The sequence below is a fragment of the Peribacillus sp. NJ4 genome (assembly GCF_030348345.1).
GTDB lineage: Bacteria > Bacillota > Bacilli > Bacillales > DSM-1321 > Peribacillus.
Genome location: NZ_JAUCFQ010000001.1, coordinates 2,206,197 through 2,223,182 on the forward strand (window position 1 = coordinate 2,206,197; position 16,986 = coordinate 2,223,182).

Sequence of the window (16,986 nt, forward strand, 5' to 3'; positions counted from 1 at the left end):
GTTAGAAGTGGATAGGTCGGGTTTGGCATTTGTTGATAAGGATGGTGAACAAATGAAGAAAATAATCTATGTGATAAGTGCGGTACCAGCACTTGGCTCGCTCATTGTTATCAATCGAATTGAACCATATGTTTTAGGAATGCCATTTGTTCTTTTTTGGGCCATATGTTGGGTTTGTCTTACATCGGTGTGCTTGATAATTGCTAATAAACTTGATCCTGCAACCAAGGAGGAAGAAGACTAATGAATGAAGCCTTGCTTGTCATCCTTTTCTTTCTGGTTCTGTGTATTTGGTTAGGGCTTCAAGCTCGAAAAGGTAAAAATATGAGTTTGGAACAATGGGCTATAGGTGGAAGAGGTTTCGGCAGCTTTTTGCTCTTCTTTTTGATTGCAGGTGAAATGTTTACGACATATACGTTTTTGGGAGCCAGCGGCGGCGCTTATAGATCTGGTATGCCTCCAGCCTTATATGCTTTCAATTGCTTCTATTTTGTAATAGCCTATTGGCTGTTGCCGCCAATTTGGAGATATGCCAAAAAAAATAATGTCATATCTCAATCCGATTTTTATGACAAGAAGTACAATAGTCCGGCTTTAGGTGTTCTTGTGGCGGTAATCAGCGTTATTTCAATTATTCCTTATCTGATCATGCAGTTAAAAGGGTTAGGAATTATCGTATCGGAAGCCTCCTATGGGTCCATCTCTCCTAATGTGGCTATAGTTGTAGGTGTAATTGCCATCACAATTTATGTAACTGCCTCAGGGATGCATGGCGTAGCGTGGACGGCGGTTATTAAAGATATCATGATTTTGGCAGTTGTCGTCTTTATGGGGATTTATTTTCCACTTCATTATTACGGTGGTTTGCAGTCGATGTTTGAAGCAATCGATACAGCAAAACATGGATTATTGATATTCCCTGAACAAGGATTGAGTATCTCTTGGTTTATTTCCGCTACGATTATGACAGCACTGGCATTCTATATGTTTCCTCATATGTTAGCGGGAGTGTTTTCTGCAAAAAGTCCAAAATCACTTCGTTGGAACGCTGGGGTTATGCCAATTTATCAAGTAATCATCATTTTTTCGCTTTTTATTGGTTTTTCTGCGATTCTTCAAGTTCCGAATTTACAGGGAGCAGAAGCAGATTTGGCTTTATTTAAAATGGCGAAGATGTCATTCGATCCCTGGTTTGTTGGAGTTATTGGAGCATCTGGGGCGATGGCCGCCCTTATACCTAGTTCACTCGTGTTGACGGCTACGGCCACGATACTTTCAAAAAATGTATATAAGGTGTGGAAACCGAATACATCAGATGACCAACTTCGAAGATTGAGCATGATGTTAGTACCTGTCATTTCTATAGTGACCCTATACTTTACGTTCAATGGCGGGGAGTCGATTTTTACGCTGTATCTTATGGCATATAGCTTCATGGCACAGTTGTTCCCAGCACTATTTTTCAGTTTGTGGAAAAAGAATCCTGTTACCGTTCAAGGAGCTTTTGCCGGAATGATAGCTGGAATTCTAATTGTCATTTACTCGACTACATCAGGTACGACACTTGCCACACTATTCCCATCTCTACCGCAAGCAATACAAGATCTTGATGTGGGGTTAGCTGTATTATTCATCAACATTGCAGTAACTTTGGGAGTAAGTGCTATTACAAGAAATACTTCAATTGAGACGGAAGAAGCTAATAAACCAGTTTCCGGTATCGAAAAACTTGTTAAATGATAGTAAGAATGAGTGCAATATTAATAGAAAGATAAATTAGCAGAACAAATACACGTTCTTGAAAGCGGGAGGCTGAATATGAAAGTCAGTGGAGGAAGAGCAGTCGTAGAAGTAATGGCTAAAGAAGGGGTAAAAAAAGCTTTTTGTGTACCAGGTGAAAGTTATCTTAGTGTAATGGATGCACTATATCAACATCCTGAAATAGAACTTATTTCCGCCAGACATGAAGGAGGTGCCTCTTTTATGGCGGAAGGGTATGCGAAGGCTTCAGGTGAGGTAGGAGTTTGTATGGCAACGCGTGGAGTGGGTGCTACAAACCTAGCTATCGGTATTCATACTGCTGCTCAGGATTCAACCCCTTTGGTTGCGCTTATTGGCCAAGTCGAACGCCCTTTTAAAGAAAAGGAAGCGTTTCAGGAAGTGAATTTGACGGGTTTTTTCAGTCATTTATGTAAATGGACGGTTGAGATTGATCGTGTGGAAAGAATCCCGGAATTATTGCAACGGGCGTTCCATATGGCGCGATCGGGACGTCCGGGTCCTGTATTAGTGGCTTTGCCGCATGACATGTTAGAGGATGAGGCAGAGTTGAACATCTATCCTTCTTATCGCTCGCTTCCTCCCCAACCACATATGGACGATGTGAAGCAGGCGATAGAGACGATACGAAACGCGGAGCGCCCCGTATTGATTGCTGGTGGCGGTGTGATTCATGCTAAGTCTAACAGGCTGCTTGTACAGTTTGCCGAGGCAATGAAAATTCCTGTTGTTACCGCTTTCCGCCGATTCGACGCGTTTCCGAACTCACACCCCTGCTATGCAGGATGGCTGGGGTTTGGGACACCTCAATATTTACTTGATGCAATCCGAGATGCAGATGTAGTTTTGGCGTTAGGGACACGATTCTCTCAAGTAGGAACACAAGATTACACCTTGCTCTCTGAAAATACAAAACTGATTCATGTAGATATTTGTCCCGATATTTTTGGTAAAGTGTATGCTCCTTCCCTTGCCATTGAAGCAGATGCCAAGAGTTTCTTAGAACAAGCACTGAAAGCTTCAGGTTCTTCCATTTCAAGCGAAGATAATGTGAAAGAATTGCATGAAAAATATATGACATTTTCTGAACCAAAGGCCGACTACGCAAAAGATTTCGTGGATATGGATGGATTAATGCATGACGTTGCTGTTTGTCTTCCGAAGGACACCATTATTACAAATGATGCCGGCAATTTTTTTGGATGGCTATCCAGATATTATCGTTTTGAACATGAAAACACTTACGTGGGGCCAACTTCGGGAGCGATGGGATATGGACTGCCTGCTGCAATTGGGGCAAAGCTGGCGCAGCCTCAGAAACATGTTGTTTCTTTTTCAGGAGATGGCGGCTTTATGATGACTCTCCAAGAGATTGAAACGGCTGTACGGTATAAAATTCCGACCATATCAATTGTCGTGAACAACAATATTTACGGAACGATTCGTGTACATCAAGAAAGGCACTTTCCAAAACGGGTCGTTGGAACTGAATTGTCCAACCCTAATTTTGCCGAATTGGCCCGCTTGTTTGGAGCGCATGGTGAAAAGGTTGAAAAAAATAGTGATTTTGCGCCAGCGCTGCAAAGGGCGATTGCTTCAGGGCTTCCGGCTGTAATTGAAGTTGCAGTCAATCCAAATATTCTAACTGTAGGCCAAGACAAGATGGGAGTACACGAAAAACTAGTGTCCAACAAGTAGTTGCGGCATCCATGCTTTGGTATGTTTCCATTAGAAATCAGTCGTAGGAATTAATAAAAAGGGAGGGTTCACAAATGTTAAAACCATATTTAGTTGTGGAATGGAATGATACGGAAACAGATGCAAAAGGGTGGCTGGTCGTGCATAACTTTGTTAAAGGCTACGCAGGCGGCGGTACAAGAATGCATCCAACGGTTACACGAGAAGAGGTTGAAAGATTAGCTGAGGCGATGGCTTATAAGTATGTAGCCTGTGAGTCCGAGACGACAGGCGGTTGTAAAGCGGGCATTGCCTATGATTATAAAGCGCCAGACGCGTATGCAGTATTAAGAAGATTTCTAATTGCGATGATGCCTTATATAGACATCGGGGTATCTTTAGGCAGTGACTTAGGTACCAAATATGAAGATGTGCTCAAAATATTCAATGAGTTTGGTATGGATATACCTCTTACGAAATCAATGAAGCAGAATCCGAATGTTCTGCAAGGGATAAAAGACTTTGATGAACTTTTGACGACAAAAATTGACGGGTTGTTTTTAAACGATGTCGTAACAGGCTATGGTGTAGCATTTTCGGCAGATGAGGCATGGAAATTTAAGAGCGGAAAAGATGGAGCAAGAGTTGTCATTCAAGGATTCGGCTGTGTAGGAGCTAGTTGTGCATTGAAAATGTCCCAGTTAGGTTATAAAGTTGTAGGAATTTCTGATGCCAACCTTTTGGTAACGTGTGAAGAAGGATTAGATGTCCAAAAGCTTATTGATCGCAAGAATTCATACGGAGAAATGGATAAAGAATTTTTTGAATCGCATTACGATGTAAGGTCAAACACGGATTGGCTCGATATAGATTGCGACATTTTAATTCCGTCCGCACTAGAGGATGTCATCCACAAATCAAATGCTAAAAGCGTAAAAGCAAGCTTAATTGTGGAGGCGGCAAACATTCCCCTTTCTTCCAAGGGAGACGAAATCATAAAACAAAGAGGAATTGATGTTGTCAATGATTTCGTTGCGAACCTTGGGGCGATTAGATTTTATGATGCGGTTATTTTCGGACTAGTAAATCCAAATCCACAAGCTGTAGTTGATGATATCGAAAAACTATGCAGGAAAAATACGTATCACTTGTTTAAACAAGCAAAAACCCAAAATAAATATCAAAGAGATGTAGCTTATGAAATATTTAAACCGACAATCAGCGACTTGCTGGAATATGCAGAGCCTTCCGAAGCTTTATCTCCACAATAATGTGTTTTATTTTCAGAATAATGGGAACTCTCTTTAACTTGTGTTAATCAGTGTATGGGGCAGTTTATCGATCAGAAAGGGGGAGGATTCATGGAAACAAAACATGAAAATCAGCCAAAGGAATTACAGCGTTCGATGAAGAGTAGACATTTATTCATGCTCTCCTTAGGTGGGGTAATTGGAACAGGTCTTTTCCTGGGATCAGGATATGCGATCGGTGAAGCTGGACCCGGAGGAGCGATTGTTGCCTATTTGGTCGGTGGTTTATTAATGTACTTGGCGATGATTTGTCTCGGTGAATTATCGGTAGTGATGCCGGTTTCAGGTTCCTTTCAGGTCCATGCAACGAAATTTATCGGACCCGCCACTGGATTTGTCATCGGCTGGATTTACTGGCTGAGCTGGGCTCTTTACGTAGGCTTGGAATTTGTGGCGGCTGGTTTGCTCATGACTAGATGGTTTCCTGATATACCAGTATGGATATGGTGTGTGATATTTACCGTACTTTTGTTCACCATAAATGCTTTAACAACGAGAAGTTTCGCTGAGACAGAGTACTGGTTCTCAGGGATTAAAGTACTTGCCGTTATTCTGTTCATAATTATCGGTGCGGCCGCAATGTTTGGATTGATTCATATGGATGCTCAACCTGCTCCGTTTTTTTCCAATTTTATGGGTGATGGACTATTCCCTACAGGATTCACGGGTGTGTTTATATCAATGATGACGGTCGTATACGCATTCCAGGGATCGGAAATCATGGGGGTTGCAGCAGGAGAGACGGAAAACCCGCAACAAAGCATTCCGAGAGCGATTCGTAACATCGTAATACGTGTGCTGCTTTTCTATGTTCTAGCAATCTTTGTTCTGTCGGCTATCGTTCCGTGGCAAGAAGCTGGGGTGCTGGAAAGCCCATTCGTTACCGTTTTTGAAATGGTAGGCATTCCTTATGCCGCTGACATTATGAATTTCGTGATTTTGACGGCGGTGCTCTCTGTTGGGAATACGGGTCTGTTTGCTTGTACCAGGATCCTTTTCTCCCTTTCTCAAAACGGTATGGCGCATTCCTCATTTGGAAAGCTCAATCGGCGCGGTGTACCCATTAACGCTTTACTCGTCACTCTGTTCTTTGCTCTGCTGTCGTTACTTACTAGTGTAGTAGCGGAAGAAACGTTATTTGTTGTGTTACTTTCTATAAGTGGGGTTGGAGGGGTACTTACTTGGATGGCGATTGCGTTCGCACAGTATAGATTCCGTAAGCAGTATATCAGAGAAGGCGGAAAGGTGGAAAATCTGAAGTATAGAGTACCTTTCTTCCCTTTTGCCCCGATTCTCTGCATCCTTATGTGTCTAGGTATTTTCGTGTTCACTGCATATGATCCGACACAGCGCACTTCGTTGTATTGGGGATTAGGTTTCGTCGCTGCTTGCTATATATTTTACTATTTTAGATATACGAGAAGGAAGGTAGATGTGCCTACCTTATCAAATGAACAGCAAAATGATTTCGTTCAATAGAAATCATTCTTAATACGCCGACAAAAGAAAACGTGCCACAATTCGAGTATGAACGAAATGTGGAAGAATTCATTTTAGAAGATTCTAGTAATAATCAAATCTTTAATCTAGATGTAGAAAAATAGAATGCGGGAGGAAATTGTATGCGTTACTTAAATTATATTAATGGAAAATGGCAAGAACCAACCACAGGGGAGTATAAGGGAAATCTTAGTCCCCATAATGGAGAAAATTTAGGGGAATTCCCATCTAGTGCGGCGGCTGATTTACATGATGCAGTTGCAGCCGCAAAAAATGCATTTCCTGATTGGAAAAAACTGTCGTTTCAGCAACGGGCTTCATACTTGCAGAAAGCAGCTGATATTTTGAAAAAGAATGTGCAGGAAGTAGGTCAGGATTTGATAAAGGAAGAAGGGAAAACATTCTTGGAAGGGATGGGGGAAGCCAACCGTGCCGCTAGCATACTTGAATACTATGCTGCTGAAGCTCGGCAGCCACTTGGGGAAGTAATTCCTTCAGCTAATGCCAATACATTTTTGTACACTACTCGCACTCCGCTCGGTCCGGTGGGATTGATTACACCATGGAACTTTCCTATTGCCATCCCTGTATGGAAATTGGCGCCGGCCCTGATTTACGGGAATACAGTCGTGATTAAACCGGCTGATCTTACACCTAAGTCTGTCTATCATGTGATGAAAGCATTAGATGAAGCCGGTCTTCCAGCTGGTGTCATTAATTGTGTATTCGGAAGAGGTTCCGTCATTGGTGCTGCATTGGTGGAACATCCGGATGTGAAGGCTATATCTTTTACCGGCTCGAATCAAGTAGGTCAGCAAATTCAAAAACAGGCCATTGAACATGGGAAGAAAGTGCAAGTGGAAATGGGAGGGAAAAACCCGCTCGTTGTCCTCGCTGATGCTGATCTTGAAAAAGCAGTTGAAATTGCTGTAGGAGGAGCTTTTAAATCCACGGGGCAAAAATGCACAGCAACTAGTAGGGTGATTGTGGAAGAAGGAATTTACGAAGCTTTCCGTGAACGTCTTGTCGCGCGTACGAAAGAATTAAAAGTGGGCGACCCGCTCAATGAAGAAACTTATATCGGTCCTGCTGTATCTAGATCACAACGCGATGGTGTGCTTGATATGATTGATGCTGGGAAATCAGAAGCGACGCTTTTGTGTGGAGGAGGGATTCCGACAGAAGAGGAATTGGCGAACGGTTTTTATGTCAGGCCGGCTATCTTTGAAAATGTTCCTCAACATGCCCGCATTGCACGTGAAGAAATATTTGGGCCAGTCATCGCTCTTTTTAAGGCCGTAAACTATGAGGAAGCAGTTATGATGGCGAATGATACAGAGTATGGATTGAGCGCAGCAATTTGCACGAATAATTTAACTTCAGCTCAACGGTTTATTGAAGATGTCGAAGTGGGTCTTGTACATGTCAATTCGGAAACGGCAGGAACCGAACCGCAAATGCCATTTGGCGGATGTAAAAGTTCAAGTGCAGGCAGCCGTGAACAAGGAAAGAGTGCTGTTGAATTCTATACAGAGATCAAGACAGTCTATATGGATCGGATATAACTGGAAATTGAAAAAAGTAAGTATCCAAGCGGTTTTTTGAACTTTAAAAAATTAGCTAAAATCTGGAGGGATTTTCGATATGACTACGAAAAAAGAAAATGTACAGTTTAGCCAAACATTACCTTATTCACGGTATGTTGATCCAGAAGTATTTAATGAAGAAAGAAAAAAGATTTTTAGGAAAAATTGGATATTGGTGGGGCATGCCAGTCAAGTTGAAAAAGTAGGAGACTTCTTGACTTTAGATGTCGCCGGAGAGCCAATTATCGTTACTCACGGTACTGATGGAGAACTGCGTGCTTTCTATAATATTTGTCCTCATCGTGGAATGAAAGTGGAAAACTCTGATAAAGGAAATAAAAAAGTTTTACAATGTGGATACCATGGATGGACATTCAAATTAGATGGAAATGTAAATAGAGCTCCTAATTTTAAAACGAATCAATTGGGAGTACACAGCTGTATGAAATCCATTCGTTTAGAAGTACAGAATGCTATGATTTTTGTCAATCTAGACAAAAATGCACCTTCCTTGGCAGAAGCATATCAGGAATTTCTAGAGGAAATGAAAGAGTATCACTTCTTTCATTCTCTAAAACTAGTTAGGGAAACCCGGCGTGTAGTTAAGGCTAATTGGAAAGCTGTTGTTGACAACTACCTTGAATGTGACCATTGTTCCATTGCTCATCCAGGCTTTGCAAAATCTTTTGATCTAGCGAACTTTTGCACAACGACACACGACAAATTCACCTATCAATATATGACAGCAAGTAAGAATTCTGAAGGTGACCAAGCGCGCTTTTATTGGATTTGGCCAAATATGATGATTAACGTTTATCCAGGAGACGGAAATGTGAATACCATTCAAGTAATTCCTGTTGATGCAGAGACGTCTCTAGGTATTTATCGTGATTATTCCCTTAATGAAAAAACAACAATGGAAAAAGAAGAATATTTTAATTTCGTTGATCAAGTACGGCAGGAAGATTTTGAACTTGTGGAAAAGTTGCAAAAAGGATTAAGTTCCCAGGCGTTTACAAATGGTATCTTTTCTCCAACTGAACATGCTGCAGTCTATTTTCATGAACTTATTGATAAGAACCTCCATGACTAATTATTGTGCTGCCCAATTGAAATAAACGGCATTAAAGAAACGTTAATACAGAGAATTTGCAAGATATTTTATTCACCCTTTTTTGGCAAGGATCTATCGTAAAGTGGTCTTGCCCGACTAAGTAGAAGTTTAAAAAGCGAAGCAACCAACCAGTGTGAATCGGAAGTCTACCCGAGCATACTGGTTGAGTTGTTTTTTTAATGCGCTAATCGTTTGTTGACTCATTTCAACGACCGATAAAGTTATAAAAATTCACGAACTTTTTTTTGTATTTACTCATTGTGTGAGGATTTGTTCTTCCTTTGTTGTTCCTCGGCAAGAAACTCAATAAAAACATTCATGGCAGATAGCGGATGCTCATTTACCCTTTTAAAGTAATTACTTTTTCTGGCATCTGTTAAATAGTTGCTTTTTTTGATTCTCTCCAACATATATTTTTGACTCATTTTTACTATTTCTTTTTGGTTGTGCTTGTTTTCTTTTAATAGGGCAAATCCTACAGCTCCCACCAATGCATAGATTCCAAGTGCGGTTTTCGAGATGGGTAAGGATTCGCTCTTAAATAAAAGGAAAAAAAGGTTAATGATGGAAAAGCCTATCATCACCGTCGAAAAAAATCCGTATTTCAAATTTTTCTTCAACAATGGGGATAATGATGATTGAAGTTGTTCGATTTCGGCTTGCATGAAACCCGGTATTTTATTTATTTTAATATTCATTGTTTCCTCCTTATTACCTCCAAAAAGTATATGCGATTAAAAATCTCAATCTAATGAAACAGGAAAAGGAACCTAATAGTATAATCTTATCTTTTGGAAATGCATTTGTCATTTAATATATATCTTGTAATCCTTTAAGGGAAAAGTAAAAGAGAAGGTGAAGCAATAGGGGCCATGACTAATAGGGGTGCTGCAGTTATTTTCATGAGCTAAACTTATACTTAGCTTTTTCTCATTATTTGAATCCAGTTGAATGTTGGAGCACTTATCTAAGGACAGCCGGCATCATCCATTCCATTGTCCGGGCTCTATTTGGAACTGGCAGTATGTTAAGGGACAAACAAAGATCCTTTGCCATAATATCTTAACAAAGGTATAAATAATGAACGAAATATGGTAAAATAGTCCTCAAATGGAAGCGTTGTATTTCGTTTTTTTATTATAATATTTATGGATGGCCATCTCGCGCCTTTTTTTGTCATAAATACGTGACTATTGTGGTATTTAGTTCATTTAAATCGAGTTTTGGTACAATTCAATATATAATTAGAAAGCGAGATAATAGTTTCAAAGATTAAGGAGGGACATAGAATGATGGAATGGGCTCTAGTCATTTTGTTTGGTGCAGCAGTTTTACTGTTCATTTTATCGTTTATTAAAAAGGATTCTGTAAAAGTGGACAGTCAATTGGAGCAGATTGCTAGCACTTTTGGAGATGAAATGAATGTATTACAGGAAAAAATCAGGAACATCGAGATAGATGCTGAAATTACGGTGCAAGAGGCAGGCATTCTTGCAATGTCTTCCGAAAAGCGGAGCTTGTTGCGTGAAGTACTCGACCTACATAAGCGAGGCTATTCATTCGAAAGCATCGCACTGAAAACAAAACAGACAGAAAATGAGATAGAACACTTGCTTACTCCTTACATTAAAACGAAGAATGAAAGGAGTAAAGTGGCCAATGACATCTAAATCAATGCGCAGCTTTGCCGGAGGCCTTATTGTTGCAGCAGGTGTGTGCGGTGCCGTGTACTTCTTTGTTCCAGGTGATGCGACCGGTACATCAGAGAAACTATCGGAAGATGATATGAAGGAGTCCCTGGCTTCTGAAGGGTATGTCATACATTCCGAAAAAGAATGGGAAGATCAGATTGCTGAAGCAGAGGCAATTAAAGATAAAGCGGAAGCGGAAAAAGAAACTGTAAAAGAACCAACAGAAAAAATCATATACCGTACAGTTCTGACAGTGTCTAAAGGCTCGACAAGCATCGATGTTGGTAAAACCCTTCAAAAAGCAAAAGTCATTAAGAATGCCTATGAGTTTTCTGATGAGGTTGAAAAGAAAGGCAAGGCCAACGGATTACGTCCTGGAACATACGTGGTGGATAGTGAGATGACGACGGAAAAGATCATATCCATCATATTTAAATGACAAAAAAAAGGCCATCCATGTGATGGTCTTTTTTTATATGCAGTCAACTTTTTAACGTTAACGATAAGATAAAAGATCTGATTAAACCAAGTTGATTTTCAAGTTTTCTTTACCTTAACCTTTGTCCGAACTCCGGCACAGACTGCAATGATAAGACCTCCAACAGTATCCGCGATCAAATCTATCATTGTATCTTTATTTCCCCCGCCTTGTAATGTCATTCCGAATAATTGATCAGAACCAAATTCGTAGATCTCCCATATAACACCACCAAGTGCTGAGAAAGAGAGGGTAAACAAAAAGACAAACCAAGGAGATATCTCTTTACCTGCATTTCTGTATATTAAACGTTCATATAAAGCAATACCTGTAAAAGCAAGAAGGGATCCGCTTAGTAAATGTAAGAATGTGTCCCACCACCCCAGACCATACCAGCCTAAAATAGATCCTAAATATTGTGAACCGAACAAGAAGACTAAATAGGAAATGATAATTGGCAGATTGAATTGAAGCTTGGTAAATAGGGCCAATAGAAGGGGAATTGCTCCACATGCCACTCCTCCTATCGAAACCAGGGATTTGAATGTTTCATCGGTTGTATAGTAAAAGATAGATAAAGCTGCCATGAAAAGGACATACACTAAACTTAATAAAATAACTAACTTACGATTCATATGATTACCTCAACAAATCATTATAATTTTGATTTTTTTATACTGGAATAACTGGAGATAAGCAGACCGCCGATAAGACCGCAAATTATATCGTACATGGTATCTTTATTACCGCCTCGCTGCATGGTATGAGTAAAAGTTAGATCCCCTACATACTCATAGACTTCCCAAAGGACAGTGGCAAGGACTGCAAGTGAGAGTACAAAAAGAAAGGTGACCCACCTTGATATATCTTTTCTCGACTTTTGAGGGATGAATTGTTTATAAAGAGCAATTCCAACAAGACCCACGAAAATACCCTTGTAGAAGTGAAGGGTAGAGTCCCACCATTTTAAATCTACATAAAAATTTGCGATTGACCCTAAAAATGTCGTACATAAAACAAAAACATAATAACCGATTATGATTGGAATGTTAAAAGGATTATTTTTTACAAATAGTAATGAAATGGGCAACGCACTTACCAATATTCCCCCTAAAGCTACCATCCATCGGGAAGAATCATCTTTTATGAGGTAAAAGATGAGTAAAACAGTCATGAATACTATAAAAACCAGACTAAGTATAATGATTATTTTATGTTTCAATATATCACCTCATTCGTAATTTCATTACGATCATATCCAATTTATCCTTAATGCAACCTTCAATATCTGATAAAGATCATTATACGCAGCTAACTTTCATTGTTTATTTGGCTGGAGAGATGCTTTCTGATAATAGTCTCGATTTCAATCTCGGGGTAATTAGTTATTAAAAGAGATCAGGATATAAATTTCCCACTCTGATGAAGAGCCATACAAAAATTAATACAACTCCTGTGCCAAGTAATGCAGCAAGAAACGCATCCTGCTTTGCAAAACCAGCTAAAGGAGAAGGAGTATGTAAAATAACCGTTCCAACCGAATACAAAAGGATTAAAATCATCAATTGATGTGATGAAATTTTGAAACTACCAGGTATTCTGATTCACCTTTTTGTTTGTTCCTTCCTTTTTAATACTCCTTAGTTTTGGCTTTTCATGTTCAAGTTATTCAAATAACCAATTAATTTGAAACAATTAATGATCATTACAATAATTTTATTTGAATGGATATAATTGCATCCAAGGTGAAAACATATTTTTAACATCTTTTGATTAGAGGGGGCTAGCATTGAGATCTCGAGTTCCTATCCCATTGAGGAAGTTAACTATCCTAACCTATCCTTCTTATAAACTGGGGATGAGGATTCGCATTGGTAATTTTTTTGAAAGGGTCGAGGTCATTGCGGCCTTCATTTGGATTTTTACAGAATATTTTAAGTTGACCATATGTTTTTATGGACTCGCCTTAGGACTAGCTCAATTGCTAGGTCTGCAAAATTACAAGATTCTTCTTTTCCCATTAGCTTTTCTAATTCTCACTTTTACAATCTTTTCGCATCCCGATATAGTGCATTATCAAAACTTTATGTCTATAGCCTGGACACCTTTTTCCTTAACCATTTGTTTTTTTATGCCGTTATTATTATTAATGGTTGGAAAAATAAGAAAAAAATTAGAGTAGCCCTAATGTAAAGAAAGGTAGTTTTGACGGTTTCCAGTAGCTTAAGGTGTATCATTGGATGTCCCAGTGGATGCTGATGTTAGATATACCCGAAGCTCAAACAGTAAACGAATCGAAACAGGTCAACAAATTTAACTTGCCATGTAAATTTTTGATAAGAAAAGGCACTACGATGAATTAACTGTGATGTTATAGTAGTACAAATTATCAATTCGACTATTACAAGCCAATATCAGCAACAATTCGTGATACACATGTCGCGGATTTTTTTACGTTGGAAAATTGGGCTTCTTTCATAAAAAGAGGATGTAATCACGATCTGAACAAGGGAGCGTAGCACCCATCTAATAGTTACTTGTCCATTTCAATATTCTTCCTGCTTCATAGAATAAAACCAGTACCTAAGAATAGGGGGAGGGAAATTGAGTAAAAGCAGAAGGATAAAAAATGTCTGACATTCTCTTTTTTTGCTGCTTTTCATCGCTTAGGATTGAATGAAAATTCGGCTGGAAGGGCATTGCGAATTTTTTCAATGGCGAACCATTTCAACTATTATGTCCTGAATCATAAAAAAAGCCATATTACGACATCAAATTCCAACATATTTCTACTTTTCCAAATTGTATAATGAGACAGAAGAATACTTTAAGGGAGTGATCGTTGTAATATGAAAAACAGAAAAATTGTTTCAACACTAGGAGTTTTCGTTTTATCGGCGAGTATTGCGGCACCGACATTGGCAGCAAAAGAAACATCCCCAGGAACACCTAGTCAACAAACTTATTCCGTTTCAGGTTTTACAGACCATGCTGAACTAGGGAAAAAGCTAGAACAAATTGCAAGTGATAGCCAAGGTAAAGTGAAAGTGGATGTAGCTGGATATTCCAATAGGAATAGAGAAATCTATAAAGCATCCGTAGGGACAGGTGAAAAAGTAGTTTTAATTCAAAGTGAGATCCATGGAAATGAGAAGACTGGTACGGAAGCCATCTTGAATATCTTGAAGTTTTTGGGGACCAATTCTCCTGAAGCGGAGAAAATTCGCAAAGAAATTACCCTTGTCGCTTTGCCTAAAATAAATCCGGATGCTGCTGAATTAAACCGTCGGGGTAATGATATGACCTGGGCTGAGGTCGTGGAACAATTTCCACAACTGGCTGGAGCCAAACCATCTTGGAACTATTATACATATAAAGATGAATCATTTGATTACGAGTCCAAACCTGGATTCGATGTCAATCGCGACTTTAATCCTGATTTGAATTATAACCCTCAAGCTAAAGACTTCCCTGGAAAATCATCCACCCCCGGTTGGTTCATAACACCTGAATCACAAGCATCACGTGATGTTTACAAGTCTCTAATTAAGCAATATGGGAAGGTGGAGATTTTTGTGGACTTGCACCACCAAGCTCCCTATTATGAAATCGATGGGACCGATGATTTAGTCACATACTCGATTTCCGGTCAATTTGTTCCGGATCCAAGAACACCTTCAGGACAAGCGTATGCCAAATATGCAAAAAACTATAATTATGATTTTTCCAGACAATTAAATGTAGCGGTATACAATGCTATGAAACAACAAGGTAATTCTCCATTTGGAAATATATCCTTATATCCGCAAAACCAAAACCTTCCTGGAACGGCACTAGGAGCCTTTGCTTTAAACGGAAGTGGGACAGTACTTTTTGAAGTAAGGGGCCAAACACAATCCTTTGGCCAAAAGAAAAAAGGCATGCTTACTAAAGCAGTGGAAAGCGGGTTATATGGGATAATTGACGGTGTTACTGATGGATCTGTATATAAAATAAATCCGGAACAATACGAGTCAATTCCCCTGACGGAGGGCAGGCAATAAAAAAATAAAATTGAGTGGGAAAGATATTCATATTAACTTCCAGTATAGGATTGAAGTAACCAGACGGATACCCGCCTGGTTTTTCTTCATGATCGATTTTGATGAATTTTTCACTTAACCCTTTCAGGAACAACACAGGCAGAACATTTTTTTGAGAGAATCGCCTTTGTAAATGAAGTCCTTTCAACGGTTATTGTTTAATAAATGAAATTAGTTGGAAACATAGTTATTTTTGACTATTAACACAAAGTGCTAAAAATGTCAGAATATTAATAAGGTTATATTAATTGTTAAATTAATAAGGAGGGGTTTTATGAGTTTTAAGAAGAGAGTTCTAACAGTTTCATTATCTAGTTTAATGACTTTAAGCGCAGTAACAGCTGTTGCGCTACCAGTCGGAGCGGTTGGAAATGGCCCAAGTGCTGGAAATGGTCAAGTTACAACTTCAAATCTACATACATATGAAAGCTTGGTAAGTTATCTTGAAACCCAGGATGCTAAACAAGAAAGGTTGGCACTGGAAGTAATCGGGGAAACGGTAAAAGGGAGAGATATTTACCTAGCTAAGTATATTTCAAATCCTAAAAACCCAACTATCCTATTTTTAACTCAACAGCATGGAAATGAACAACTGACTACTGAGGGTGCACTCGAATTCATTAAACATCTAGGCACGAATAAGACTAAAGGTTTATTGGACAATGTTAATATTCTGATTATCCCTATGTTAAACGCAGATGGGGCAATGGGAGATGTTAATTTCCCTCTTGATGACTATTTAGCAAAAGGTGATCGACATCTAACCAGGGCAAATGCAAACGGGATTGACTTGAACCGTGAGCATGATAAAAAAACTGATCAAATGCAAGTCGAGGTAAAAGCTTTACACGAAAATGTATTTGCGAAATATGATATAGATTACATGATAGATTTACATCATCAAGGGACGTTAAGCGAAACGGATGGTGAACTTGTTTCAGGTTCCATTCTTTATCCTACAAACGCTAACGTAAAGCCAGAAGTGTTAGAAGCTTCAAAAAAACTGGGTGCTGTTGTATATAACTCAATTGAACCTGCTGGTTGGGGCCATATTGGTAAATATGATGGCGGTTCAGGAGAAAATATAGGTCGTAACGGTGCAGCTGTTCGTTATGATATTGCCACTCTGTTATTTGAGATGCGAGGTATGTCTGACCACAATGTCGAGTCAGTGGCACTTGGACAAAAAAGTAATGGTTATCTAATAAAGCAAACGGTAACCACTTTGGATGCAGCTGTCAGAGCTCTTGCCGATGATTCTATTGAAACTATTGATGCAGGCTTTTGGGACACCCTGCCAACACAATACAATCGTCCTGGGGCAGAATCAGACGAATAAACTAACGGCATGTCAGACTGTAGACAAACTTGAAGAAAAGCGAGTTTGCCTGCAGTTTTTTTATTTGAAATACGTTCCAGTTGTTTTCAGAAATCCGTTTCCTTTCCGCCAAGCCTCCTCGCCGCAAGCATCTTTGGTGTCACGGCAGCCACCTATTAGGCAGGAGTGTCGCAAATTTCTTCAATCTAGTAAGGTTTCATCCCATTTAAAACAGTAAAAAATCATGGAGTATAACCAAGTCATGCATTAAAACCATATCATTCCCTCGGTAAAATCTCTGAAAGGGATTGAGAGCATTCGAACCTCATTGTAGTTGATATGACATTAGTTACAGTGAATATAGCAGGATTATATAAAAAGATGACATTGAAAAAAAGCATCCGCTTTCACCCAAGCAGATGCTTTTTGAATTTCAGGAATTTTTTATTTT

Annotated in this window: 16 protein-coding genes; 12 read left to right on the forward strand and 4 right to left on the reverse strand. The window is 39.3% G+C overall.

Annotated features, from left to right (window positions below):
* Nucleotides 1-52: 52 nt before the first annotated feature.
* The 7 genes from QUF94_RS11105 (at nt 53) to QUF94_RS11135 (ending at nt 8,945) form a co-directional block, all read left to right on the forward strand.
* Entirely contained in the window at nt 53-244 is a 192-nt protein-coding gene (locus tag QUF94_RS11105; RefSeq protein WP_289315903.1) for a DUF3311 domain-containing protein, read from the forward strand.
* On the forward strand, nt 244-1,740 hold the full coding sequence (locus QUF94_RS11110; protein WP_289315904.1) for a sodium:solute symporter family protein: 1,497 nt from the start codon (nt 244-246) through the stop codon (nt 1,738-1,740). Before QUF94_RS11105 ends, QUF94_RS11110 begins: the two co-directional genes overlap by 1 nt.
* Nucleotides 1,741-1,818: 78 nt before the next feature.
* Nucleotides 1,819-3,477: a thiamine pyrophosphate-dependent enzyme gene (locus QUF94_RS11115; protein WP_289315905.1), complete on the forward strand. Its 1,659-nt coding sequence runs from the start codon at nt 1,819-1,821 to the stop codon at nt 3,475-3,477.
* A gap of 74 nt (nt 3,478-3,551) precedes the next feature.
* Complete coding sequence (locus QUF94_RS11120) at nt 3,552-4,727, forward strand: Glu/Leu/Phe/Val family dehydrogenase (protein ID WP_289315906.1); 1,176 nt, start codon at nt 3,552-3,554, stop codon at nt 4,725-4,727.
* A 90-nt stretch (nt 4,728-4,817) separates the two neighbouring features.
* On the forward strand, nt 4,818-6,245 hold the full coding sequence (locus QUF94_RS11125) for an amino acid permease (RefSeq protein WP_289315907.1): 1,428 nt from the start codon (nt 4,818-4,820) through the stop codon (nt 6,243-6,245).
* A 143-nt stretch (nt 6,246-6,388) separates the two neighbouring features.
* Nucleotides 6,389-7,831, forward strand: coding sequence for an aldehyde dehydrogenase family protein (locus tag QUF94_RS11130; RefSeq protein WP_289315908.1), 1,443 nt, complete (start codon nt 6,389-6,391; stop codon nt 7,829-7,831).
* Between the two features lie 79 nt (nt 7,832-7,910).
* Nucleotides 7,911-8,945, forward strand: a complete 1,035-nt coding sequence (locus tag QUF94_RS11135) for an aromatic ring-hydroxylating oxygenase subunit alpha (RefSeq protein WP_289315909.1) — start codon at nt 7,911-7,913, stop codon at nt 8,943-8,945.
* A 272-nt stretch (nt 8,946-9,217) separates the two neighbouring features.
* Here QUF94_RS11135 and QUF94_RS11140 read toward each other — a convergent pair whose 3' ends face one another.
* Nucleotides 9,218-9,664 carry a DUF5392 family protein gene (locus QUF94_RS11140; RefSeq protein ID WP_289315910.1) on the reverse strand — a complete coding sequence of 149 codons (447 nt, stop codon included), beginning with the start codon at nt 9,662-9,664 and terminating at the stop codon, nt 9,218-9,220.
* 591 nt (nt 9,665-10,255) lie between these two features.
* On the opposite strand from QUF94_RS11140, the gene QUF94_RS11145 reads away from it, so the two are divergent.
* Together QUF94_RS11145 and QUF94_RS11150 are read left to right on the forward strand one after the other, a co-directional pair.
* Nucleotides 10,256-10,636 (forward strand): hypothetical protein, encoded by a 381-nt coding sequence (locus tag QUF94_RS11145; RefSeq protein WP_289315911.1) that lies wholly within the window; start codon nt 10,256-10,258, stop codon nt 10,634-10,636.
* Nucleotides 10,626-11,096 (forward strand): hypothetical protein, encoded by a 471-nt coding sequence (locus QUF94_RS11150; protein WP_289315912.1) that lies wholly within the window; start codon nt 10,626-10,628, stop codon nt 11,094-11,096. The genes QUF94_RS11145 and QUF94_RS11150 overlap by 11 nt, the downstream gene beginning before the upstream one ends.
* Nucleotides 11,097-11,194: 98 nt before the next feature.
* On the opposite strand, the gene QUF94_RS11155 is transcribed toward QUF94_RS11150, so the two are convergent.
* The 3 genes from QUF94_RS11155 to QUF94_RS11165 all read right to left on the reverse strand — a co-directional run bounded on the left by QUF94_RS11155 (nt 11,195) and on the right by QUF94_RS11165 (nt 12,739).
* On the reverse strand, nt 11,195-11,770 hold the full coding sequence (locus QUF94_RS11155; protein ID WP_289315913.1) for a DUF2238 domain-containing protein: 576 nt from the start codon (nt 11,768-11,770) through the stop codon (nt 11,195-11,197).
* A gap of 20 nt (nt 11,771-11,790) precedes the next feature.
* A complete protein-coding gene (locus QUF94_RS11160) occupies nt 11,791-12,357 on the reverse strand; it encodes a DUF2238 domain-containing protein (RefSeq protein ID WP_289315914.1) in 567 nt (188 codons plus the stop codon).
* A gap of 166 nt (nt 12,358-12,523) precedes the next feature.
* Nucleotides 12,524-12,739 carry a GerAB/ArcD/ProY family transporter gene (locus QUF94_RS11165; protein ID WP_353957694.1) on the reverse strand — a complete coding sequence of 72 codons (216 nt, stop codon included), beginning with the start codon at nt 12,737-12,739 and terminating at the stop codon, nt 12,524-12,526.
* Between the two features lie 209 nt (nt 12,740-12,948).
* Between QUF94_RS11165 and QUF94_RS28770 the strand changes: the two genes are divergently transcribed.
* From QUF94_RS28770 to QUF94_RS11175, 3 genes are all read left to right on the forward strand, one after another.
* Nucleotides 12,949-13,317 (forward strand): GerAB/ArcD/ProY family transporter, encoded by a 369-nt coding sequence (locus QUF94_RS28770; protein ID WP_353957807.1) that lies wholly within the window; start codon nt 12,949-12,951, stop codon nt 13,315-13,317.
* A gap of 667 nt (nt 13,318-13,984) precedes the next feature.
* Nucleotides 13,985-15,178: a M14 family zinc carboxypeptidase gene (locus QUF94_RS11170; RefSeq protein ID WP_289315915.1), complete on the forward strand. Its 1,194-nt coding sequence runs from the start codon at nt 13,985-13,987 to the stop codon at nt 15,176-15,178.
* 313 nt (nt 15,179-15,491) lie between these two features.
* Nucleotides 15,492-16,556, forward strand: coding sequence for a M14 family zinc carboxypeptidase (locus tag QUF94_RS11175; protein ID WP_289315916.1), 1,065 nt, complete (start codon nt 15,492-15,494; stop codon nt 16,554-16,556).
* Nucleotides 16,557-16,986 lie beyond the last annotated feature (430 nt).